The 21,091-nt window shown below is 54.1% G+C and carries 24 protein-coding genes and 3 tRNA genes; 23 read left to right on the forward strand and 4 right to left on the reverse strand.

Features of this window, described 5'->3' with window-relative positions; all coding sequences use genetic code 11:
* Nucleotides 1–6: 6 nt before the first annotated feature.
* The 8 genes from rpiA to QMF38_RS04620 all read left to right on the forward strand — a co-directional run bounded on the left by rpiA (nucleotide 7) and on the right by QMF38_RS04620 (nucleotide 5,211).
* On the forward strand, nucleotides 7–684 hold the full coding sequence (gene rpiA / locus QMF38_RS04585; RefSeq protein WP_281758827.1) for a ribose-5-phosphate isomerase RpiA: 678 nt from the start codon (nucleotides 7–9) through the stop codon (nucleotides 682–684).
* Nucleotides 681–1,208: a GNAT family N-acetyltransferase gene (locus QMF38_RS04590; RefSeq protein ID WP_281758828.1), complete on the forward strand. Its 528-nt coding sequence runs from the start codon at nucleotides 681–683 to the stop codon at nucleotides 1,206–1,208. Before rpiA ends, QMF38_RS04590 begins: the two co-directional genes overlap by 4 nt.
* An 86-nt stretch (nucleotides 1,209–1,294) precedes the next feature.
* Nucleotides 1,295–1,495, forward strand: coding sequence for a hypothetical protein (locus tag QMF38_RS04595; protein ID WP_281758829.1), 201 nt, complete (start codon nucleotides 1,295–1,297; stop codon nucleotides 1,493–1,495).
* A 122-nt stretch (nucleotides 1,496–1,617) separates the two neighbouring features.
* Nucleotides 1,618–2,301, forward strand: coding sequence for a TVP38/TMEM64 family protein (locus QMF38_RS04600; RefSeq protein ID WP_052012282.1), 684 nt, complete (start codon nucleotides 1,618–1,620; stop codon nucleotides 2,299–2,301).
* Nucleotides 2,302–2,371: 70 nt separating this feature from the next.
* Nucleotides 2,372–2,851, forward strand: coding sequence for a MarR family winged helix-turn-helix transcriptional regulator (locus QMF38_RS04605; protein WP_232302236.1), 480 nt, complete (start codon nucleotides 2,372–2,374; stop codon nucleotides 2,849–2,851).
* Entirely contained in the window at nucleotides 2,848–3,729 is an 882-nt protein-coding gene (locus QMF38_RS04610) for an NAD(P)-dependent oxidoreductase (RefSeq protein ID WP_058094587.1), read from the forward strand. The genes QMF38_RS04605 and QMF38_RS04610 overlap by 4 nt, the downstream gene beginning before the upstream one ends.
* A 33-nt stretch (nucleotides 3,730–3,762) precedes the next feature.
* A complete protein-coding gene (locus QMF38_RS04615) occupies nucleotides 3,763–4,002 on the forward strand; it encodes a hypothetical protein (protein WP_058094586.1) in 240 nt (79 codons plus the stop codon).
* A gap of 54 nt (nucleotides 4,003–4,056) precedes the next feature.
* The gene (locus tag QMF38_RS04620; RefSeq protein WP_281758830.1) at nucleotides 4,057–5,211 is read left to right on the forward strand and encodes a glycosyltransferase; all 1,155 of its coding nucleotides are present in this window, start codon (nucleotides 4,057–4,059) and stop codon (nucleotides 5,209–5,211) included.
* A gap of 26 nt (nucleotides 5,212–5,237) precedes the next feature.
* Here the strand turns inward: QMF38_RS04620 and QMF38_RS04625 are convergent, their stop codons facing one another.
* Together QMF38_RS04625 and QMF38_RS04630 are read right to left on the reverse strand one after the other, a co-directional pair.
* A complete protein-coding gene (locus QMF38_RS04625) occupies nucleotides 5,238–6,293 on the reverse strand; it encodes an LCP family protein (RefSeq protein ID WP_232302235.1) in 1,056 nt (351 codons plus the stop codon).
* A gap of 73 nt (nucleotides 6,294–6,366) precedes the next feature.
* Nucleotides 6,367–6,561, reverse strand: a complete 195-nt coding sequence (locus QMF38_RS04630) for a hypothetical protein (protein ID WP_232302234.1) — start codon at nucleotides 6,559–6,561, stop codon at nucleotides 6,367–6,369.
* A gap of 93 nt (nucleotides 6,562–6,654) precedes the next feature.
* On the opposite strand from QMF38_RS04630, the gene QMF38_RS04635 reads away from it, so the two are divergent.
* Both QMF38_RS04635 and QMF38_RS04640 read left to right on the forward strand, forming a co-directional pair.
* Nucleotides 6,655–7,557 (forward strand): DUF72 domain-containing protein, encoded by a 903-nt coding sequence (locus QMF38_RS04635; protein WP_083496063.1) that lies wholly within the window; start codon nucleotides 6,655–6,657, stop codon nucleotides 7,555–7,557.
* Complete coding sequence (locus QMF38_RS04640; RefSeq protein WP_058094583.1) at nucleotides 7,554–7,778, forward strand: hypothetical protein; 225 nt, start codon at nucleotides 7,554–7,556, stop codon at nucleotides 7,776–7,778. The genes QMF38_RS04635 and QMF38_RS04640 overlap by 4 nt, the downstream gene beginning before the upstream one ends.
* A 4-nt stretch (nucleotides 7,779–7,782) precedes the next feature.
* Here QMF38_RS04640 and QMF38_RS04645 read toward each other — a convergent pair whose 3' ends face one another.
* Nucleotides 7,783–8,151, reverse strand: coding sequence for a hypothetical protein (locus tag QMF38_RS04645; protein ID WP_058094582.1), 369 nt, complete (start codon nucleotides 8,149–8,151; stop codon nucleotides 7,783–7,785).
* Between the two features lie 129 nt (nucleotides 8,152–8,280).
* Between QMF38_RS04645 and cax the strand changes: the two genes are divergently transcribed.
* From cax to hisC, 3 genes are all read left to right on the forward strand, one after another.
* Nucleotides 8,281–9,342 carry a calcium/proton exchanger gene (gene cax / locus QMF38_RS04650; protein WP_083496074.1) on the forward strand — a complete coding sequence of 354 codons (1,062 nt, stop codon included), beginning with the start codon at nucleotides 8,281–8,283 and terminating at the stop codon, nucleotides 9,340–9,342.
* A gap of 13 nt (nucleotides 9,343–9,355) precedes the next feature.
* A complete protein-coding gene (locus QMF38_RS04655) occupies nucleotides 9,356–10,012 on the forward strand; it encodes a DUF502 domain-containing protein (RefSeq protein WP_198146644.1) in 657 nt (218 codons plus the stop codon).
* A 69-nt stretch (nucleotides 10,013–10,081) separates the two neighbouring features.
* Nucleotides 10,082–11,179 carry a histidinol-phosphate transaminase gene (gene hisC / locus QMF38_RS04660; RefSeq protein ID WP_058094580.1) on the forward strand — a complete coding sequence of 366 codons (1,098 nt, stop codon included), beginning with the start codon at nucleotides 10,082–10,084 and terminating at the stop codon, nucleotides 11,177–11,179.
* Between the two features lie 214 nt (nucleotides 11,180–11,393).
* Here hisC and QMF38_RS04665 read toward each other — a convergent pair whose 3' ends face one another.
* Nucleotides 11,394–11,723, reverse strand: coding sequence for a hypothetical protein (locus QMF38_RS04665; protein ID WP_058094579.1), 330 nt, complete (start codon nucleotides 11,721–11,723; stop codon nucleotides 11,394–11,396).
* 61 nt (nucleotides 11,724–11,784) lie between these two features.
* On the opposite strand from QMF38_RS04665, the gene gltX reads away from it, so the two are divergent.
* From gltX to QMF38_RS04715, 10 genes are all read left to right on the forward strand, one after another.
* Nucleotides 11,785–13,272, forward strand: a complete 1,488-nt coding sequence (gltX, locus tag QMF38_RS04670; protein WP_058094578.1) for a glutamate--tRNA ligase — start codon at nucleotides 11,785–11,787, stop codon at nucleotides 13,270–13,272.
* A 138-nt stretch (nucleotides 13,273–13,410) separates the two neighbouring features.
* Nucleotides 13,411–13,484, forward strand: a tRNA-Gln gene (locus QMF38_RS04675).
* A 1-nt stretch (nucleotide 13,485) separates the two neighbouring features.
* Nucleotides 13,486–13,558 (forward strand) — tRNA-Glu (locus QMF38_RS04680).
* 9 nt (nucleotides 13,559–13,567) lie between these two features.
* A tRNA-Lys gene (locus tag QMF38_RS04685) sits at nucleotides 13,568–13,643 on the forward strand.
* 148 nt (nucleotides 13,644–13,791) lie between these two features.
* The gene (locus tag QMF38_RS04690; RefSeq protein WP_058094577.1) at nucleotides 13,792–15,321 is read left to right on the forward strand and encodes a hypothetical protein; all 1,530 of its coding nucleotides are present in this window, start codon (nucleotides 13,792–13,794) and stop codon (nucleotides 15,319–15,321) included.
* A gap of 13 nt (nucleotides 15,322–15,334) precedes the next feature.
* The gene (gene uvrC / locus QMF38_RS04695) at nucleotides 15,335–17,164 is read left to right on the forward strand and encodes an excinuclease ABC subunit UvrC (RefSeq protein WP_058094576.1); all 1,830 of its coding nucleotides are present in this window, start codon (nucleotides 15,335–15,337) and stop codon (nucleotides 17,162–17,164) included.
* 168 nt (nucleotides 17,165–17,332) lie between these two features.
* Nucleotides 17,333–17,959: a succinate dehydrogenase cytochrome b558 subunit gene (locus QMF38_RS04700; RefSeq protein ID WP_006446728.1), complete on the forward strand. Its 627-nt coding sequence runs from the start codon at nucleotides 17,333–17,335 to the stop codon at nucleotides 17,957–17,959.
* A 53-nt stretch (nucleotides 17,960–18,012) separates the two neighbouring features.
* The gene (sdhA, locus tag QMF38_RS04705) at nucleotides 18,013–19,773 is read left to right on the forward strand and encodes a succinate dehydrogenase flavoprotein subunit (RefSeq protein ID WP_074692579.1); all 1,761 of its coding nucleotides are present in this window, start codon (nucleotides 18,013–18,015) and stop codon (nucleotides 19,771–19,773) included.
* Nucleotides 19,770–20,543, forward strand: coding sequence for a succinate dehydrogenase iron-sulfur subunit (sdhB, locus tag QMF38_RS04710; RefSeq protein ID WP_040289265.1), 774 nt, complete (start codon nucleotides 19,770–19,772; stop codon nucleotides 20,541–20,543). The genes sdhA and sdhB overlap by 4 nt, the downstream gene beginning before the upstream one ends.
* A gap of 77 nt (nucleotides 20,544–20,620) precedes the next feature.
* Nucleotides 20,621–21,085, forward strand: coding sequence for a hypothetical protein (locus QMF38_RS04715; protein ID WP_006446725.1), 465 nt, complete (start codon nucleotides 20,621–20,623; stop codon nucleotides 21,083–21,085).
* Nucleotides 21,086–21,091: the final 6 nt, after the last annotated feature.

The following is a 21,091-nucleotide window of genomic DNA, read 5'->3' on the forward strand; positions in this document are numbered from 1 at the left end:
AAGGCTATGAACAAAAAGGAACTCGCTGGTGTGGAAGCAGCCAATCATGTGAAGGACGGCATGAAGGTGGGACTCGGGACCGGGTCGACCGTCTACTATACCATTGTGGAACTGGGTCGGCGTGTTGCCGCAGGATTGCACATTGTCGGTATTCCTACGTCTGCCGCCACCGAGGCACTCGCAAAAGAGTTACATATTCCGTTGACGACATTTCAAGAATGCCCGCGGCTGGATCTCACCATCGACGGCGCGGACGCGGTGACACCTGATTTTCAATTGATCAAGGGTGGGGGCGGTGCCCTGCTTCGCGAGAAGCTGGTTGCGGCGGCGTCTGATCAATTGCTTATCGTCGTCGACGACGGCAAGTTGTATGATTCCTTCGCCAAACTTTCGATTCCAATCGAAGTGGTTCCCTTTGCATGGGAAACGACGGCTCAACGGATCGCAAATGTGGGCGGTAAGTGGACGCTTCGCGAGCGGGACGGTGCGCCTTTTGTCACCGATAATCACAATTATATTCTGGACACCGTTTTCGACTCTGTCGCCGATCCGGGTCGGTTGCAAGACGTCCTCAAGGCGATCACGGGCGTCGTCGAGACGGGACTATTCGTCAACATGGCCCACGCTGTCATCGTGGGGCGAGCCGATGGTGTCGAGACGTTGTCGCGTGCGGATTCACCATGATGTCCGGTACTTTGCGGCTGGCGGACGGGGCTTGGCGTCTCCGTCCATTTAATTTGCGGTGCGACCTGCCTGTTGCTATCCGGTGGTATGACGCCGAATTGGTGGAATGGCTTGAGGGCACAACGGATGCCCCTTATGATGAGCGCCACATCGTTCGAATGTATACTTGGCTGGCGAGCCGTGGGCATTCCTTTGCCATTGAAAGGCGAATGGGCCGCAAAGACTGGTTCATGGTCGGCGATGTAACCTTGTGCAAAGATATGCTGCCCATCGTCATCGGGGATTCGCGATGGCGTGGGATGGGCATTGGTACGATGGTCATCGAGAGGTTGGTTCGCTTGGCTACAGAACTCGGTTGGTCAAAGCTTGTTGCACATAAAGTGCTGGCGAGAAATCGGGCATCTTGGCGGATGTTCGAGAAGGCGGGCTTTGTGCGGATCGCAACACATGTCGATACGGCTGGGCTTGAATATTACGTCATGGAGCGGGAGCTTGACCAAGGCCTCGCTGCATCCCTTCGATAAAGGTTCGCCACATATGGAGATTTCACCCTCCCTTTCGGTATACATAGCTTGACCACAGGCGGGCAGGGTAAAGGCACGAGGGAGGGATGTTTGTGCAAGGTCAGACACATCGCAAACCAGGGCCGCCGATGCGGAATTTCGATCAGCACGAACTCATGGAGCGCGATCGCGAAATTGCAGAACACTATGCCATCCACACGACACTCAATGATCACTCCTTGGCACCGAAGCCTGAGGACGCCAAGCGGATCGGGAGCAAACGCACGTCACCCATCGATCCTGTGTAACGCAAAGCGTGAACTGTCGTTTGAGCGGCAGTTCACGTTTTTGGCTAGGGAAACGTTTGAACGTTTGCCCGCGGTCTGATACTGTGAAGGAAGAGTGGATAGTTGAGCGAGGAGTCGTGGGCGTGGCGGGATTCATCAAACAGTTACTCACCGATTGGCGCACCATTTCAATGGTCGTCTTGGGCGCTGCGATGGCCGGTGTGGTACTGTATCTAGATAGAAATCATAGACTGACGGAACTCATACAGTCGTGGGGATTTTGGGGCATTATTTACGGAATCATTTTGATGGTTATTTGGTGCCTCACACCAATCCCGTCAGAGGGCCTGCTCATTATATTTTTACGAGTGTTTGGCGTTTTGTATGGGACTGCGTATGCTTGGATTGGATCCACCATCAGTTCCATTATCATTTATTTCATTGCCCGCCATTTTACTCGCATCATGCTTGGGCGTGTTGCGTCACACGAGCGGTTTGACCAGGTTAACCTCTGGGTTCGCGAATGGGGAAGCTGGGGCTTATTGCTTGCCCGTCTGCTGCCGGTGCCTGCGTTTGTCGTCAACTATGTCGCAGGCATGATTCCGGCGACCACGCTGTGGTCGTACACATGGACTGCGGTTGTCGCGATGCTACCTTATTATCTTGGTGTGGCACTGGTCTATGCAGGAGTGTTCGGCAACTGGATTTATATCATCATCGGTTGCATACCGCTCGCTGCTTTAGTGTGGTTCGGTACGCTGTTGCGCAAACGCGTATCAAAATCGTCGCGATCGTCTCATGAGACAGAGCAACGTATGCCTCGCTAATTTCCCGGATGTGAGCACGGCAGCAGCCATGCGTTATGGGCGAGCTGCCTGTATCTTTGATTTGGAGTGAATGTCGGTGAACACAGAGCGTCTGGATATCGTTCAAAAGCTGGATACTATTGTGGAACGCTTCGTGCGTGGCATGCGTGCGCATTTCCCTGAGAACAAATCCGGCTTAACGACCACACAGCTCTTTGTCATGCGGTACCTGAGCTTTGTTCAGCAGGCAAAGTCATCTGAAATCGCCCGTATTGCTGGATTGAGCCCGGGTGCCATCACACAAGTGTGCGACGAGCTGGTCAGGTTACATTATGTCGAGAGGGTCAGGTCCAACGAAGATCGCCGTGTTGTCTATGTGAGTTTGACGGAAGATGGAAAACGCCAATTAAGGCTGCTGTCCATCGAGCGAACAAAAAAATTGGGGGACTTGTTGGACAAGCTCGGTGAAGATGATGCGCGGCAATTTTTAAACTTGCTGGAACGTATGGTGGAGATTTTGGACAACGAGTGCGATGCGCCCTGTCACGGAAGAAAGGGTGAAGTGGAGTGAAACTTGGCTGGTTGGGTCTTGGCAATATGGGGGTACCCATGGTGCGAAACCTAGCGCGCTTGGGCCATTCCATCACGGCGTATAATCGAACCGTGAAACCGTTCGCGCAAGATATGCCTGAGAATGTGACGGTCGTTTCCGATGTGCATAACGCGGTAGCTGTTCAGGATGTCGTATTCGTGATGGTGTCCGACTTTGCCGCAGTCGAATCCGTGTTGTTTGACTCTGGTGCAGTTGAAAGCATGGAACAAGGTACGCTCGTGGTGAATATGAGCACCATAGGCGTCGAGGAAAGCCGTCGATTGGCGGATCGTATATATAGCCTTGGATTGCGGTATCTTGAAGCCCCAGTTCTGGGTTCGGTGAAACCCGCTCAGGATGGAGCCTTGGTAGTTGTAGCTGGCGGTCAAGTCGACGACTTTACGGAAGCAGAACCCCTCCTTGCTGTCATGGCACGCAAGTCGTTTTATTTGGGTGGTGTCGGCCAAGGTGCGGCGATGAAGCTGTTGGTGAATTCATTTCTGGGTATCGTCATGGAAACGATGGCCGAAACGGTCATCTATGGCGAACTGAGCGGCTTCGCGCGTGAGACGGTATTTGATGTTCTGGAAGCGAGTGCTATTTGGTCGCCAGTTTTGTCTGCAAAACGGCAACTTGTCGTTACGGATGACTATCCCGCTCAGTTCGCGTTAAAGCATCTGTTGAAGGACATGCGCCTTGCATTGCGTCAGGCGGAAGTGGTACATGGGCGACTTCCCTTGGCGTCGACCGCCGCATCCGTGATGAGCGAGGCTGTCGCATCAGGATTTGGCGATCTCGATATGGCTTCGCTGGTCGCCTTTATGGCTGCACAAACCGGAGGCGAGCGTCAGGCATAAGCTGTAGGAGTCTCTCATACGGGAGGGCCCGGCATGGTGCAAAATGGTGACGCGAGTGAACCCTATACGTGGTACGATTGGTACGAGGATTTAGAAGAGCCTTTGTGGTTGGGGCAAGGAATGGGTCTGCTTCCTTGGTGGTTGCGTAAAGGCTCGTCCGAAGAAGCTCAGTGGTTTGTCAACAGCTATCCTGTTCTGGCACCGTATTATCCCATCGGGTCGCTCATCGAACAGGATTGGCTGGCGATGCACACAGGCTATTGGTGGCCATAGTGCTTTGAAGATGGTCGAACTCGCTACGGTGAGCAGACCAAAGGGGTTGTCAACTTGGACTTAAGTATTATTATCCCGTCCTATAATGAAAAGGATAACATTCGTCCGATCGTGCGGCGTATTCACGAAGCCATGGCATCTTTGCATGATGTCTTATATGAGATCTGGTTCGTCGACGATAGTTCTGACGAAACACTGCAGGTGTTGTCCGAGCTGGCAGGGACGGACGAGCGCGTGCATGTGCATCATCGAGATGGTGAGCGCGGCTTAGCCAGTGCGGTTGTGCAAGGATTCAAGTTGGCTCAGGGTCGATATTTCATCGTGATGGATGCAGATTTGCAGCATCCTCCTGAGTTGCTTCCTGCGATGTATGAACGACTTAAACAGGGTACCGATATCGTGATCCCAAGTCGCTTTGTCGAAGGTGGATCGGACGGAGGATTAGGGCCATTCCGAAAGTTAGTATCGTGGACTGCGCGCGTGATCGGGCAAATTGCATTACACCGTCTACGGCGTATTTCGGATTGCACGAGTGGATTCTTCGGCTTGCAGCGCGAAGTGGTAGCAGGCGCCGAGCTCGATCCGATTGGTTGGAAGATCCTGATTGAGGTGTTGGTCAAGGGGCACTATCGAACGGTTCACGAAATCGCGTATTCTTTTTTGGCCCGCGATGCCGGCGAATCGAAAATGAGCATGCATGAACAGTGGAACTATTTCCGGCACCTTGTGCGCTTGGTCTCACAAAGCCCCAGTGATAGACGGTTTTTCTTGTTCTGTATCATCGGGGCAAGCGGCGTGATCGTCAATGAGGTGGTACTGTCCATCTTGCTCTATGGATTTCATATGAAGGATACCATGGCGTCCATTCTCGCTTCCCTTGTCGCCATGTTGAGCAATTACATTTGGAACGATCAAATTACTTGGCGCTCGCAGGGTGAGGGCCGTAAATGGAATGTGAAGCTACCAATCTTTGTTGCGATCTCGCTCGTCGGCATCCTGATTACGACGCTTGTGATGCATGCCTGCGAACGGATCGGCTTGATGGTTCCGATTGGACAAGCCGTTGGCATTCTCGTTTCAACGGTCTGGTCATACGTGATGAACAATAGGGTGACATGGCGAGAAATTGAGCATCGTGAACGCGGCGAGATCGTGGTCACGCGAGAATCGGCATCAACTACGTTCACACGTGCAAAGAGCGGCGTCTAACATGCGCCGCTCATTTGTTGCTCTATTCAATGATCTGAGTCGGCAGGTGTCGTCCAAGTGCGGGTCAATTGGGGATCCTGGATGGTGTTTTTGGGGACGACTCCATCGATAAAGAAGCGCTTGGCAACATAGTGGGCCTCTTTTGGATTCACGATCCAGTAGCTTAAATCGCCCGGTCTCGTTGCGTCCGGATCGTGAAACGATCCCGGCAGTGTTGCGTGGATGGTGCTGTAGGTGCGATACGTGTGCGCATGCGCAATGAGCCGACCGAGATCGACAGCTGTCAGATCGGTGTCCACGCTGCGTAATAGATCGTACGCGATTGCGGGCAGTTGCGGAATGGTCTCTGGGCGGAGCAGTTGGTTTTTGACGGCAACGAGAAATGCTTGCTGTCGTTCGGTGCGGCCGATATCGCCTAATGCGTCGTGCCGATAGCGGACGAAACCCAACGCTTGCTCGCCGGTGAGATGCTGCGTGCCTTTGTGCAAGCGAATAATTCCATACTTTTTGTCCCCGGTGCGATAATACATATTTCGCGGGACGTTGATGTCAATACCGCCCATGCGGTCGACGATGCGCACGAGTCCGTCAAATTCGGTCAAGGCATAGTGATCGATGGGCATGCCAATTAGCTGTTCGACCAGACCGCACGTGAGCGATGGACCTCCTTCTGCCAAAGCGTCATTGATTTTGTGATAGCGGCCGTCCGGAAAAGCCACTTGGGTATCGCGCGGAATGGACAGTAGTTCAATTCGGCGATGTTCATCGTCGAGGCTTGCGACCATCAAGACGTCGGAGTTGCCATTGCCCTGTTTTGGACGCTCATCGCTTCCGATGAACAGAATGGTCTGCCTGGTCGCGGAGCCGATGTGACTCATCTGGGCATGAGGCCAGATTTGCGGCTGTATTGGATGGTTTGATGAGCCTGTGGCCGGCGCGAACTTGTGTGCGAGGATATGGCGGTTGCCATATACGAATGTCGCCGCGGCTGCGAGGAGGCCGAACGCGACGGCGGCGTAGCGTCCAGCGCTAGCAAGTCTTTTTTTGTAGGGCTTCTTGGGTCTTTCTGTCAAGAAAACCACTCCCATCTCCTCGACATCTATCCTATGATTTGAGGAGATGGGGTGTTTTATGCGTTTTGGTTAAACGAGGATTTTATTCGTGGTGCAACACTTGGTTGCAATTTGTGCAGATGTACTGGTATTGCTCGCGCAGGATGCGCCCTGGTACCGGTAAGTCGGGTCGTATGACGACGCTCGAGTCAAGCTGCACTTGGCGTTCTTCTCGGAACCAGGTATGATCGCAATGCGGACAGCGGATGGCGTGTTGGTTGCTGGCCACGTGTCTCATCTCCTATCAGTGCTGGGGTAGCTGTGCCAAATAACCATGACTATTATAGCGATTTGACAGGAAAGCGGTCAAAGTTGCGAGGGTTGGAATGAGGTGGAGAGGTTGCGCATACGCGCTGGAACGTGTGCATTTGCCGATCACGATTCGTTCTATCCTCGTCATTTGGCCAATGTGGACCGTTTGCGCTATTATGCTTCTTTTTTTTCCGTCGTCGAGATCGACAGCACGTTTTATGGCATTGTAGCCGCTCGGACATGGGAGCGGTGGTTGGATCAGGTTGACGGAGATTTTCGTTTTCACGCGAAAGCACCCGCTGCGTTGACGTTGCATGCGCATGGTATGACGCGACAGGAGCGGCGGGAAGTGGGCCGAGCGTTTCTCGAGTCACTGCGCCCAGCTGCCGAACGACGGGCGATATCAGCCATCTTGTTGCAGTTTCCACCGTGGTTCGGAGCAACGCGCGAGAATAAAGCAACCGTCGAGCGGTTGGTGGCGTTCTGCCATCCTCTGAACGCGGCTGTAGAATTTCGGGAACGCAGTTGGTTTCAAGATCCCGAGCGGATCGAAAAGACCATCGCTTGGCTCTCGTCGCTTGGCGCTGTCCATGTGATTTGCGATGAACCCCAAGCCGGTCGCAAATCGGTGCCCTATGTGCCGCGTGTGACGCATGCGCAATTAGGAATTTTGCGGATGCACGGGAGGAACGTGGAGATGTGGGACAAGCCAGGGCTGACATCTTCCAAACAGCGGTTTGACTACCGATACAGCCGCACCGAACTCGAATCGTTCGTGCCAGACGTCGTTACCCTTGCCAATGGGGTTCAAGAGTTTCATGTTCTCATGAACAACAATTCTAACAATGACGCGGTATGGAACGCGTTTGATTGGCTCGATTTGATCGGAGGGGCGAAGCGTCCGCGCCCGATGTTACAGCACTCGGAGCAATTGTCGCTTTTACCCGACCACATTGTAGACGGCGGTGAAGGATGTTCATGAATTACGGCTTTCCTGACTGGATGTTCGCAGCAATTGCGATTGCCGCGTATGAATTGGCAGCTTGGTTACATCAACGATTGGGCGTACCCTGGATCATGTGGGTGGGGTATGGAGTCGTCGCACTCTGTGTCCTCGTCGTTGCGATACGCTGGGTGGTGCGTCGAATCCGGCAACAGCAACGGCCCCCGGAGCAGGAGGAAGACGACTGGCGAAACTACTGATGGCTCACGTTCCGCTCGAGCCAAGAAGCATTTCCATTTGTTTTGCAAAGTGCGACGAGAGACGCGTGTAAAAGGAAACGCGCGACTGTTCGATCACGCCGCTTTCCGTGACCAGGTACATCAAGTTCGCGACAATTTTGTACGGCTTTCCGAATCGATCGGGTTTCGTGCCGTACATGGGCTTGGCATGGCGATCATATTCCGAATCGGCGCACTCCACGAATCCTAAAATATGCTCAAGCGCGATCCGATAGGTTGTTCGACCACGTTGTTGAATAAACTCTTTGGTGGTCAACTGATATTTGACTTGATTGCGAATTTCCGTGCGCTTCAGTTCGCCGCGTAGCATTTTGATCTTCGGAAACTGATACATCCATCTTCCCCCCGTTCTTCAATCGTATTGTAACACAGCAACTAGACGTGCTTACTGAACCATGTGCAGTTGTGGGGAAAATCTGTTACGTTGAAGACAACGTTTGTCGTTTCGAGTGAGGTGTCGGATTTGAACCGTTTATTGTCCATCGTCACGGCCATTCTCGTGGCGGTTAGCATTGTCGTACAAGTAGGTCGCTTTGGTGATATGCCGCAGTTCTTTGCTGCCGCAATTGCTATTATTCCGCTAGCTGCGCTCATGGGGAAGGCGACCGAAACCATTGCCGCACATGCTGGTGCACGTTTGGGAGGACTCTTGTCAGCGACGTTTGGCAATGCGGTTGAATTGATTATCGGGATTTTCTCGTTGCACGAAGGGTTAACATCCTTAGTAAAGGCTTCGATTACCGGTTCCGTTGTCGGAAATCTTCTCTTTGTACTGGGGCTAAGCTTTTTTGTGGGCGGCATCCGCCACCCGATTCAAGAATTTAACGTGCGGGTCGCTCGTAGCAATGCTTCCATGCTGATGCTCGGTGTCGGGGTTGCGTTTGTCGTACCCACAGTGTTTGCCCGCACGGCTCATCCAGTTTCGTCTGTGTTGTCCTTTGGTGTTGCGGGTGTATCGCTCATTGTTTATCTTCTTGGCCTTTACTTTAGCCTGTTTACGCATCGCGACGTGTTCGCCTATATCGGGCACGAGCAGGAGGAAGCACAAGGTTCGCAACCAAGGCTTTGGCCAGCCATTTTGACACTCGCCGTAACCACCGTACTTGTCAGCGTCGAAAGCGACTGGCTTGTCGGTACCGTGCGATCCATCGCGACGCAACTCGGTTGGAGCGAGCTATTCATCGGCGTTGTCGTTGTCGCCATTATTGGCAACGCCGCCGAACACGCTTCGGCCGTTTGGATGGCATGGAAGAATCGCATGGATCTGTCTGTCGAAATTGCAGTCGGCAGCACCCTACAGGTGGCGATGTTCATCGCGCCCGTTCTATTCTTTGTCGGCGTGTGCATCGGTGTACCTTTCAACTTTATGTTTACCTGGCCCGAGTTGGTCAGCATGATTGCCGCCGTGCTACTCGTGGTTGTTTTAATGCTCGACGGAGAATCGAACTGGCTCGAGGGCGCCATGGCCGTTGGCGCTTATCTCGTCCTCGCTGCCGGATTCTACAGTCTACCGGCAGCCGCGTAAAGGGGTGATTGCGATGAAGGGGCTGTTGCGTGCAGCGGCAAAACATTTCGGTATCGGACTTGCCACGGTTTTGCCGTTTGTGTTCGCCGTTTGGGTCGTCGTATTTGTTGTCAATCAGGTAGACGGCTTGGTCAGTTGGTATGTGCCTTGGGCCTATCTGCACATCCCTGGCCTCGGCTTTGCCATCGTGATTGTCGCGATTTTTATCCTGGGATTACTGTCTCGGATTTACGTCAGTCGCGTGCTGCTGTCCTGGGCGGACACTTTGTTCATGCACATCCCTGTGATCAAGTCCTTGTATACAACGGCGAAGGAGCTCATCGAGAACCTGTTTCGCAGACGCCAGGCGTTTCAGACGCCCGTTTTGATTGAGTGGCCAGACGAGCGTGCACTCGTACTTGGCTTTATCACATCTGAAGAATTGCCCGAAAGTATAGATCCAACAGGGGATTTGGTTGCGGTGTATCTGCCCAATGCATTTCAGTTCGCTGGAGCGACGGTCATGGTTCCCCGATCCCGGGTGCGCGAAGCAGGTATGACAGTGGAACAAGCCTGGAAGTTCGCCTTGTCTGCAGGATTAGGCCAATCGCGTGCATCGAAGCGTGAAGAGGGGGCTGAAAGTACACAGGCGCCGACCCACTTGCCGAAATCCCCGCCGATGCCGATGTAACCACCAGGTGACGTCAGGTGTGTGCTGGGCTACAATGGACATAACGTATATAGGCCGGAGGTGCCAACCATGTTTGATCCGAATGTGCAGGTTCGCCAAAATCTGAAGGACATCGAGCCATATAAGCCAGGTCTCAGTGATGAACAGTTGCGAAAGGAATTGGGTGATCGCCCGCTTGTCAAGCTGAATTCCAATGAGAACACCCTTGGGCCTTCGCCGTTGGCATTGCGTGCGATGGAACGCGAGTTGCCAAGATTGCACCTGTATCCTGACGGCGGCAGTGACTTGGTCAAAGCTGCCATTGCCAAGCACCATCACGTGCAGCCTGAACAAGTATTCGTGGGGAATGGGTCGGACGATATCATCAAACTTTTGTCGGAGACGTTTCTCGATGAGGGAGACGAGATTGTGACGCCGTTTCCGACGTTCTCACAATACACGTTTGGGGCACAGGTCATGAAGGCCAGGGTCAAGCTCGCACCGTTGCGTGCGGATTTTACATACGACGTCGAGGCTTTGCTGGCCGCGGTGACCGAACGAACCAAGTTGTTGTATCTGTGCACGCCCAACAATCCAACCGGAACGGTCCTTAAGCAGGCTGAGTTCGATCACTTAATAGAGCATTTGCCGGATCATGTGTTGGTCATTGTCGACATGGCCTATGATAACTATGCGACGAACCCGGAACGGTTTCAGTTTAATGCAGGGGTGTTACGGCACGCGAACGTGTGTCTTCTGTACACATTCTCGAAGCTGTACGGCCTTGCCGGATTGCGTGTTGGCTATGCGATTGGCCATCCAGAGGTATTCGCCTATGTCCATCGCGTTCGGGAACCGTTCAACGTCAACCGCATTGCGCAAGTCGGTGCTATCGCCGCGTTGTCCGATGTAGAGCACGTGAAACGGTCACAGGAGCTGGTTCAGGCGAGTCGCCGCCAGTACGAGACGTTGCGTGAGTCGGGCATGCATGTTGTCCCGAGCGAGGCGAATTTCGCGCTCATTGAAGTCGGGGATGGAAAGCGTGTGTTCGAGGCTTTGCGCAAGCAAGCGATTCTTGTGCGAACGGGATTTGTGGGGTTGGAATCCTATGTGAGAGTGTCGTTTGGCACTGAGGCTGAGAATCAGGCGTGTATCGCCGCCTTGCGCGAGGTCGTCGCACACGCTTAAGGCTGCCAATCTGGCTTGTTTGGCGGAGAAAAAAGCCGTAAAATCACAGCGGCCCCCTGTGGTAAACCAACCAGATTAGGGGGCCGTGTCTTCAATCAGAGTACTGATTTCAAATACGATGTTACCCGTACCAAGCACAGACTGGCAATCGGGGGCTGGTGGGTTCCATACCACAAAATGGTTGGCTGGACGAAGGCGTTATTCACTTCGCTTTTTAGGTGGGATCAACGGTTTCATCGGTATCGCTTTCGTGTGCAGCGGAGAGCCGGTCCGAGCGAATCAGATTGCTGTCGCGAAAGCGGCCGCTGACCATTTGGCCTTCCAGCCAAGGAGAGGTCTTGCCAAGGCGTTTCTCGTTGGTTGCCGCACCGTAGGGCCCTTCCGGGAATTCTTCGACAGCGAGATCGTATGTCGTCGCTTGCGCTTGCCATAATTCGGCTGTTGGGTAGTCGGTTACACCTTCGTCGAGTGGTCCGGGGTCGTAGGCACCCGAGTTCGGGCTGACGTCGACTTCCCGAAGGTTTGGATCGACTCGTCGTGTCATGTGCTGTCACCTCAGCTGTATTGTGTGCTTTGACGGGTTGGCTATCCGCTAGGAGGTAACTATGGACAAGCAGGTTCGGGTTCGCTTTGCGCCGAGTCCGACGGGTGCACTGCACATCGGTGGTGCCCGTACGGCCTATTTTAATTGGTTGTTTGCGCGTCAGCAGCAAGGCATCTTTGTACTTCGCATCGACGATACGGACAGAGCGCGCTCAACGGAGGAGTCATATCGGCAGATTCTGGACAGTTTTCGGTGGCTTGGCATCGACTGGGATGAAGGCCCTGATTGTGGTGGTCCGTATGGACCGTATCGGCAGTCGGAGCGCACGGAAATTTATCGTAACCATTTGCAGAGACTGATTGCCAAAGGCAAAGTATACCCGTGTTTTTGCAGTGCAGAACAGTTGCAGGCGGATCGCGAGGAGGCGGCGCGCGAAGGTCGGCCGCCGCGCTACAGCGGAAGATGTCGCGACTTGCCGGCCGAGGAACGGGAGCGCCGGTTGGCGGCAGGAGAACCACATGTCTATCGATTGCGTACTGATGCAGTGGGGGAGACGGTGGTTCATGATCTCATTCGCGGAGATGTTGTCTTTCAGAACAGCGAGATCGACGATTTTATCGTTTGGAAGGCTGACGACTCGCCGACCTACCACTTTGCCTCCTGTGTGGATGATCTCGCCATGCATATCTCGCACGTCATTCGAGCCGAAGAGCACTTATCGAACACGCCGCGGCACGTGGCGCTGTTTGAAGCGTTCGGTGCCGAGGCACCAGCGTTTGCGCACGTGCCCATGATTCTGGCGCCGGATCGCAGTAAATTAAGCAAGCGCCACGGTGCGACAAGCGTGTCCGAGTACCGAGAGATGGGGATTTTGCCGGAGACGCTGGTCAACTATCTGTTGCTACTCGGTTTTTCACCCGGTGACGATCGCGAAATTGTCGACCGAGAGACGGCTATCGAAGTGTTCAGCCTGGATCGCGTCGCGAAACATGCGGCTGTCTACGATGTGAAAAAGCTTGAATGGTTGAATGCGCACTATTTCCGCGCGCAATCGCCAGATGTGGTGGTTGGTCAAATCTGGGATGCATTGGTCCAGCTCGGCTATGTTGCGGCGAATGAAGTGGATCGGCATGTATTGGCTTGGATTCGGACTGTCGTGGAGTTTGTGCAGACGCGCAGTCGCAGCGCCGCGGATTTGATCGACGGTATGCGCCCGTATTTCGAAAGCGTAACGGCATATGACGACAAGGGTGTACGCAAACAGTTTAGCGATCCGGCCACTCCTGAGAGGCTGCGGGCGGTCGCACAGCGACTTGCCGGCGTTGCGCCATTTACAACTCCGGTCATCGAGTCGTCGTTTCGCGCCCTCATCGACGAACTTGGTTTAAAGGCGGGGCAACTCATTCATCCTGTCCGTCTGGCGTTGACGGGTGTCACAGTGGGTCCGGGACTGTTTGACGTGATCGCCATGCTTGGTCGCGAGGAAGCTTGCCAGCGGCTTGAAATTGCAGCCGAGCGCATCGCGTCGGGGACGATAGCGACAAAGTAAAGACGGTTCATGCCGGGTTGATGATGCACGGACCTCTTTTCGGAGAGACGGGAAAAAGTAACCGATAAAAAGTTTTGCAGAGTGGTTGACAAAATGGGCGTCAGTGAGTATAGTTAATACCGTTGACGCTCGCTCTGTTGCCGAATGGTGTAATGGTAGCACGACTGACTCTGGATCAGTTAGTCTAGGTTCGAGTCCTAGTTCGGCAGCCATGGCCCTATCGTCTAATGGTTCAGGACGCCGCCCTCTCACGGCGGTAATAGGGGTTCGAATCCCCTTAGGGTCATTAGGTCGAGGGTCATTAGCTCAATTGGTAGAGCATCCGACTCTTAATCGGCAGGTTGAAGGTTCGAGTCCTTCATGACCCACCATAGATGACGCGGTCTCCATTAAGGAGATCGCGTTTTTGCGCTTCTAGAAACCCATGGCAAACTTTTGGCGATTGCTGGTCCTGTCCTTTCCGACGAGGGTTCGGTATGATGGTTTAGGAATTCTGGAACGGGAAGAAGGAGCTGCGGTGTGCAAAGGCGGTTAAGTGGCAGTGAACGCAGGCAGTTGGTCGAGCGCTTGCTCGAGCGCTTCGCCGCACAGGTTTGGGAAGTACTCTGGAATCGATATAACGACCGCGTGAAGGCCGAGGACGCGTTTTTACAGGTCTTTGTCGTCGCCATTCGTACAATCCGGCGCTCCGAGGTGCAGACGCTGCCCGACAGCGTGATCGAACGTTGTTTGCAACAAGTGGAGGCGGCCACGGTACCACATATTGACGTCGGTGAGGCTCTGGACGATTCGCACGATCTCGACGACTGGCCCGAGTCGGGCGAAACGGCCGCGTTGCCCGAGGTCGCCGAAGCTGCTATTGGCGTTCCGCGGCCATTGCTCGTTCGCGCCGTACAAGTCATGCGCGCGAATATCGCGTTTGATGAAGCGCTGCGGCACCATCGCGGGCCGGGGTTTGTGCGAATTGGTGCGGCAGGACTGGCGCTTGTCGGTGTGGGGCTTGCCGTGTACGGTGGGTTTGGCGAATGGCAATCGGTTTACGGCGCCAAACTGTCGACGCACGTCCAGGACAAGACGGCTGCGGCTATCCAGTTTGACTCGCTACCGCTTAAACTGAAGGGTTTGTACTCATTGGCGCAAGGCCAACAAGTCGATCTCACGCATGCAACAGTGGGGGCAGGTTCGTTGTTTCTCGGAAGTATTCAGCAGTATGGTAACGGATCTTACGCCATTGCGGTGCGCCGTTATCCGCTACAAACACCAGGCTCACTGGCGACGCCAAGCCGCCGTTACGCCTTGGCGTTTGTGACCCCGGTCGTCTCGGGCGTCGAAGAATCGGCATGGCAGTTGAGCAACTGGTCGCTTGTGGCGATTCCGGGGTGGCTTGTGCTGCTGGCGAACTGGCGTGCGCCAGGCGGCATCAGTGACGAACAGATCTACTCTTTGTTATTGGCGAACGGACGTTCGGCACTGGTCAAGTCGATCCCGCAACAGCCATCGACGTCGGCTGTCGTCGCCGTTGGACACGGGCAAATTGCTGTCCAGTCGGGAATGTATCGAGATGGTGCGTGGATAGGTACGCCCATCGGCGAGTATACATTGGTCGGCCGCAGTCCGGCGCAAGCCTGGACCGAGGTGCGGCAGATACCGGCAGCTTTCGGGTTTATGCAAGGGCCCAGCGTCGTCGGGGATGGGCTAGTCTTTCAAGGAATTGTCGGCAAGCCTCAACGCGCCTCTGCAAACAGCGGATCGACGTGGTATGGCATCAATCTAAGCGGGCAGGTCACGCGCTATCAGGGACCGCCGGTCGACGGGCAACCGCATTACGTTGCAGAAGGTGCCTCCGGTACTTTATGGTGGCTCGAGACGACACCGAATGCTGGGAGGGGGCTGCAGTTGACCATGGCGCCGTTGGTCAAATCTGGCGGCACGGCAAAGCCGATGCAGTTACAAACGCCTCTGCAACAATTTTCGACATGTGGCTCCTATGTCTTGTGGGTACAATCGGGCAAGGGCGGTCCGGAGTTTGTCATCGCAGCCGTCCAGTGAGGGGGGTGATTGGATGAACCAAATGATCCGCGACAAATTGGAATTGTTGCCGCAGCGCCCAGGGGTGTACCTGATGAAGGGCGGCAAGGGCGAGATTTTGTATGTCGGGAAGGCAAAGATCTTGCGCAATCGCGTTCGGTCGTACTTTACAGGATCACATGATCGCAAGACACAAGCTCTGGTTTCGAACATCTGTGATTTTGAGTACATCGTGACGGACACGGTGGCTGAGGCGTTAATCCTCGAGTGCAACCTGATTAAGCAGCACACGCCTCCGTACAACATTATGTTGCGCGACGACAAGACGTATCCGTATATCAAATTGACCAATGAACCGCATCCGAGATTGCAAATCGTACGGCGGGTCAAGCGCGATGGAGCCAAGTACTTCGGCCCCTATCCAAGTGCCACATCCGCGCAAGCAACAAAGCGATTATTGGATCGACTGTATCCGTTGCGCAAATGCAAAACGCTCAAGAAGCAGGTTTGTTTGTACTATCACATTCAGCAGTGCCTTGCACCGTGCGTGTACACAGTCGACGCAACGGAATATCAGGAGATGACCAAGCAAATTACACATTTTTTGAGTGGTGGTCATCAGGACGTTGTGCGGGATTTGACCGCGAAAATGGAGGCCGCGGCGGAAGCGCTGCAATTTGAGCGCGCGTCTGAACTGCGCGATCTGATCCGGCACATCGAACAGGTCATGGAAGAACAAAAGATGACGACCGCAGACCGCGTCGATCGCGACGTGTTCGGCTATGCAGAAGATAAGGGCCTCTTGAGCATCCAGGTATTTTATGTTCGCAGCGGCAAGGTCATCGAACGCTCCGTCGCGATCATGCCACACTACGATGAACCGCTGACCGACTTTATGTCGTACGTCGAACAGTTTTATCACGAGCGGGCCGATTTGCCCAAGGAAGTGCTCTTGCCGGATGGTGTGCCATCAGAGGCTTTGGCAATGGTGCTCGATGCCAAGGTTATTCAGCCAAAGCGCGGTCCGAAACGAGACCTTGTCGATCTCGCTTGCGAAAACGCCCGACAAGCACTGTCAGATAAGATCCAGTTGATGGAGAAGAACATGGATCGCACGCTGGGGGCCGTCATAGAACTCGGGAATGCCTTGGCCATTGAAGCGCCACGCAGAATTGAGGCGTTTGACAACTCCAATATCCAAGGGGCGGACGCCGTCGCGGCCATGGTCGTCTTTATCGATGGCAAACCGGCGAAATCAGAGTATCGGAAATACAAAATCAAGACGGTTTCCGGGCCCGATGACTACGAATCCATGCGGGAAGTGGTTCGCCGACGATATACGCGCCTGCAACGTGAAGGCAAACCTTTGCCAGATCTGATCGTGATCGACGGTGGGCGTGGTCAACTTGCGGCTGCATTGTCGGTGATCGAAGGCGAACTCGGCCTCGACGTTCCAGTTTGCGGCTTGGCGAAAGACGATAAGCACCGGACGAGTCAGCTCTTTTTTATGGACGAAGAGATTCCTGTTGCCCTGGATCGGCACAGCCAGGCCTTTTACCTGTTGGAGCGCATACAGGACGAGGTGCATCGATTCGCCATCGAGTTTCACCGACAGCAGCGCAGAAAGACAGGGTTTTCGTCGGCGCTTGACGACATCCCGGGGGTTGGCCCTGAACGTAAAAAGGCGCTGTTGCGCAAGTTTGGAAGTCTTAAGGCGATGGCGGATGCTGATTTGGATGAATTTCGAGGCCTTGGGATTGGCGATAAATTGGCGAGCGAGATCGTCAAGCATTTGCGCGCGGTGCTAAACGAGCGAAACAAGAATATTCGACAGGATGCTTCTTCTAAGGCACCGCTTTCTTGATTCTACGATGGCCAATCATTACAATTTAAAAAGTGCAAAGCAGGTTCGAGAACCGATGTTCCCCAGTCATGTGGAGTCTCGAACCAGAAATCTGTACCCTATCCGGCAAGGCGGCCAGAAGGCTGCCGATACATATGAACTGGCTAGGAGTCGAAGGGAGGAACCTTTGTGGCGGTGGCCCAAGCAGCGCACAAAAATCGGGAATTCCTGTGGCGGCGTTTGCATACGTTGTCTGGCGTGATCCCGGTTGGGCTTTTCCTGTTGGAGCACCTGTTCACAAACGCGACAGCATTGCGCGGTCCGGCGGCGTTCAACGACGCGGTCGACGCGATTCAGACGCTGCCGCTGTTGCATTTCATCGAGTTTGTCTTTATTTTTCTGCCAATCACCTACCACGGGGTATTTGGTCTGTACGTCGCATTTGTGTCGGGGTACAACGCGAATCGGTTTTCGTTCGGCCGCAATATCCTGTTTGTGTTGCAGCGGGTGACGGGCGTCATCACGTTCGTGTTTATTATTTTCCACCTTTGGACGACGCGGTTTTCCGGGAATGCACCGAACTATGACATGGTGCACAATCTCGTCAGCAACCCGGCCTATTTCTGGTTCATGATCATTGGCGTGGTCGCCGCGACGTTCCACTTCGCCAACGGTCTTTGGTCGTTCTGCATCCACTGGGGCATCACCGTGGGCGCTCGCGCACAGCGGATCACCGCATGGGTCACGATGATTGTGTTCGTCGTCCTCGCGGGGATGGGCGTGGCTTCGATTATCGCATTCACGCATTCCGCATGAGTTTGTAGGTATTTGAAACGTGCAGGAACCACGGAGCATGGGAGGGATTCTGCGTGGCTAATCAGACAATCATCGTCGTCGGCGGCGGTTTGGCAGGTTTGATGACAACCATCAAAATCGCTGAGGCCGGTGTGCCGGTTAAACTGTTCTCCCTGGTGCCTGTCAAGCGCTCGCACTCGGTGTGTGCACAGGGCGGTATCAATGGTGCGGTCAATACCAAAGGGGAAGGCGATTCCCCGTGGGAACACTTTGACGACACGATTTATGGCGGCGACTTTCTCGCCAACCAACAGCAGGTTTTGGGCATGTGTGAGGCGGCTCCAGCCATTATTCACCTGATGGACCGCATGGGGGTTATGTTTAATCGCACGCCCGAAGGATTGCTGGACTTCCGCCGTTTTGGTGGTACGAAGCATCACCGTACAGCTTTTGCCGGGGCCTCGACAGGGCAGCAGTTGTTGTACGCGCTGGACGAGCAGGTTCGCCGCTACGAGGTGGCCGGCCTAGTCGAAAAATACGAGGGTTGGGATTTCCTCGGAGCTGTGCTCGATGATGAACAGGTTTGTCGCGGTATTTGTGCACAGGATCTGCGTTCGATGGAAGTTCATTATTTTAAGGCGGACGCAGTTGTCATGTGTACGGGCGGCAATGGTCTCATTTTTGGCAAGAGCACGAACTCGATGATCAATACGGGATCCGCCGCGTCAGAGCTGTATCAGCAGGGCGTCAAGTACGCCAATCCGGAAATGATCCAGGTCCACCCGACCGCCATCCCAGGCGACGACAAACTACGGTTGATGTCAGAGTCAGCTCGTGGTGAGGGCGGCCGCATTTGGACGTACAAAGACGGAAAGCCTTGGTATTTCCTCGAAGAGATGTACCCAGAGTACGGAAACCTGGTGCCGCGCGACATTGCAACGCGTGCCATCCATAAAGTCTGTGTCGAGATGGGGCTCGGTGTGGACGGCCAAAATCAGGTTTACCTTGACTTGTCGCACATTCCGGCTGATGTGCTGAATGTCAAATTGGGAAATATTTTGGATATCTACGAGAAGTTCGTAGGTGATGATCCGCGCAAAGTTCCGATGCGTATCTTCCCGGCTGTGCACTACTCAATGGGTGGACTTTGGGTGGATATCGATCAAATGACAAACATCCCCGGGCTGTTCGCGGCAGGCGAAGCGGACTTTCAGTACCACGGTGCCAACCGTTTGGGTGCAAACTCCTTGTTGTCGTGCATCTACGGTGGCATGATTGCGGGGCCCAACGCGGTTCGCTATGCGAAGAATCTACGTAAGGCTACGGATAGTTTGCCTGAGTCGTTGTTCGAATCGTATCGCAAGAAATATGAAGACGAGTTCGAGGGGATTCTGCGTATGGAAGGCGACGAAAATCCGTATCAGATCCACCGCGAACTGGGTAAATGGATGAACGACAACGTTACGGTCGTGCGCGTTAATGAACGGCTGCAGAAGACCGACGAAAAGATTCAGGAACTGCAAGAGCGGTTCAAACGGATCAATATGTCGGATCGATCGCGCTGGGAGAACCAAGTAGCTCAGTTTACTCGCCATTTGAAGAATATGCTCATTATGGCGCGGGCGATTACCTTGGGTGCGCTCAATCGTAATGAAAGTCGGGGTGCACATTACAAGCCAGAATTTCCGGATCGCGATGATGAAAACTTCCTGAAGACCACCATTGCGGAATTTACGCCTGATGGTCCAAAGCTTTCGTATGAAGCCGTCGATGTCTCCCTGATTAAGCCACGCTTACGCAACTATGCGGTTAGCAAGGAGGCGACCAAAGAATGAGCACGACAGCGGAAACGATGGAAACAACGCGGACGGTGCACTTGATCATTGAACGCCAAGACAGCCCGGAATCCGATCCATACACCGAAGAATTTGTCGTTCCATATCGTCCGGGTATGAACGTGATCGCCTGCCTGATGGAGATTCAGCGCAACCCTCGCAACAAAAATGGCGATCCTGTGGCACCTGTGACCTGGGAAATGAATTGTCTTGAAGAGATTTGCGGCGCGTGTACCATGGTCATTAACAACAGGCCGCGGCAGGCTTGCTCGGCTCTCGTCGACAAACTCGAACAGCCCATCCGGATCCGCCCGATGCGTACGTTTCCCGTTGTTCGCGATCTCGTGGTGGATCGTAGCCGCATGTTCGACGCGTTGAAGAAGATCAAGGCTTGGGTTCCGATCGATGGGACGTATGATCTCGGCCCTGGACCGCGCATGTCGGAGCGGGATCAACAGATTGCGTACGAACTGTCGCGCTGTTTTACGTGCGGCGCATGCGTTGAGGCGTGTCCGAATGTGAATGACAAAAACCCGTTTATCGGACCGTTTGCCATCTCGCAAGCCCGTCTTTTCAACATGCACCCAACCGGTGCGATGCACAAAGAAGACCGGCTGGAAGCCTTGATGGGCGAGGGCGGTATTCACGAATGCGGCAATGCCCAAAACTGTGTCCAAGTGTGCCCGAAGGGCATTCCACTGACGACGTCGATCGCGGCCATGAATCGACAGGTTACGTACCACGCACTTGGCGCCTGGCTGCGTAAATAATGTGAAACATTGCCCTGGCCTTCGCGCTATGCGGGTTGCCGGGGCAGTGCCTTGATTTTCAAGCGGGGGGTTCGCCGATGAATACTCAGGCGCAAAGGCGTCGGCAGCGGGCGCAGACGCGTGGATTTGTCACTCTGATCGTGGCGCTGTTGATCCTCGGTTTCGGGAGCTACTTCTTGTTGCGTCCGACCATCGATAACCAAACCAGCAACACGCCGGTAAATACCGTGCGGCGCTTTATCGGATTTGTGGAGTTAAAAGAGTTTACCCAGGCGCGTAATCTGATGACGCCCACGTTCCAAAACACGCCTGGTTGGCATGCGTCGTTGTACAATCTGTACGTTTCGCTCGATCCAGCGGAGACTTCGTATGCACTTACGGGCCAGCAAGGCGATATTGCGCAAGTTCAGTTTTCCAGTGAACAGGGTGGCGTGTTGTATCTGAAAAAGATCAATGGCCGTTGGTTGATCATGAGTCCGAATGAAGTGGATCAGTCGCTTGGCGGCGGGGCAACGGCAAGCGGTTCTTCTTCTGCACAGTAAACGCAC

It is taken from the genome of Alicyclobacillus hesperidum subsp. aegles (genome assembly GCF_027923525.1).
GTDB lineage: Bacteria > Bacillota > Bacilli > Alicyclobacillales > Alicyclobacillaceae > Alicyclobacillus > Alicyclobacillus aegles.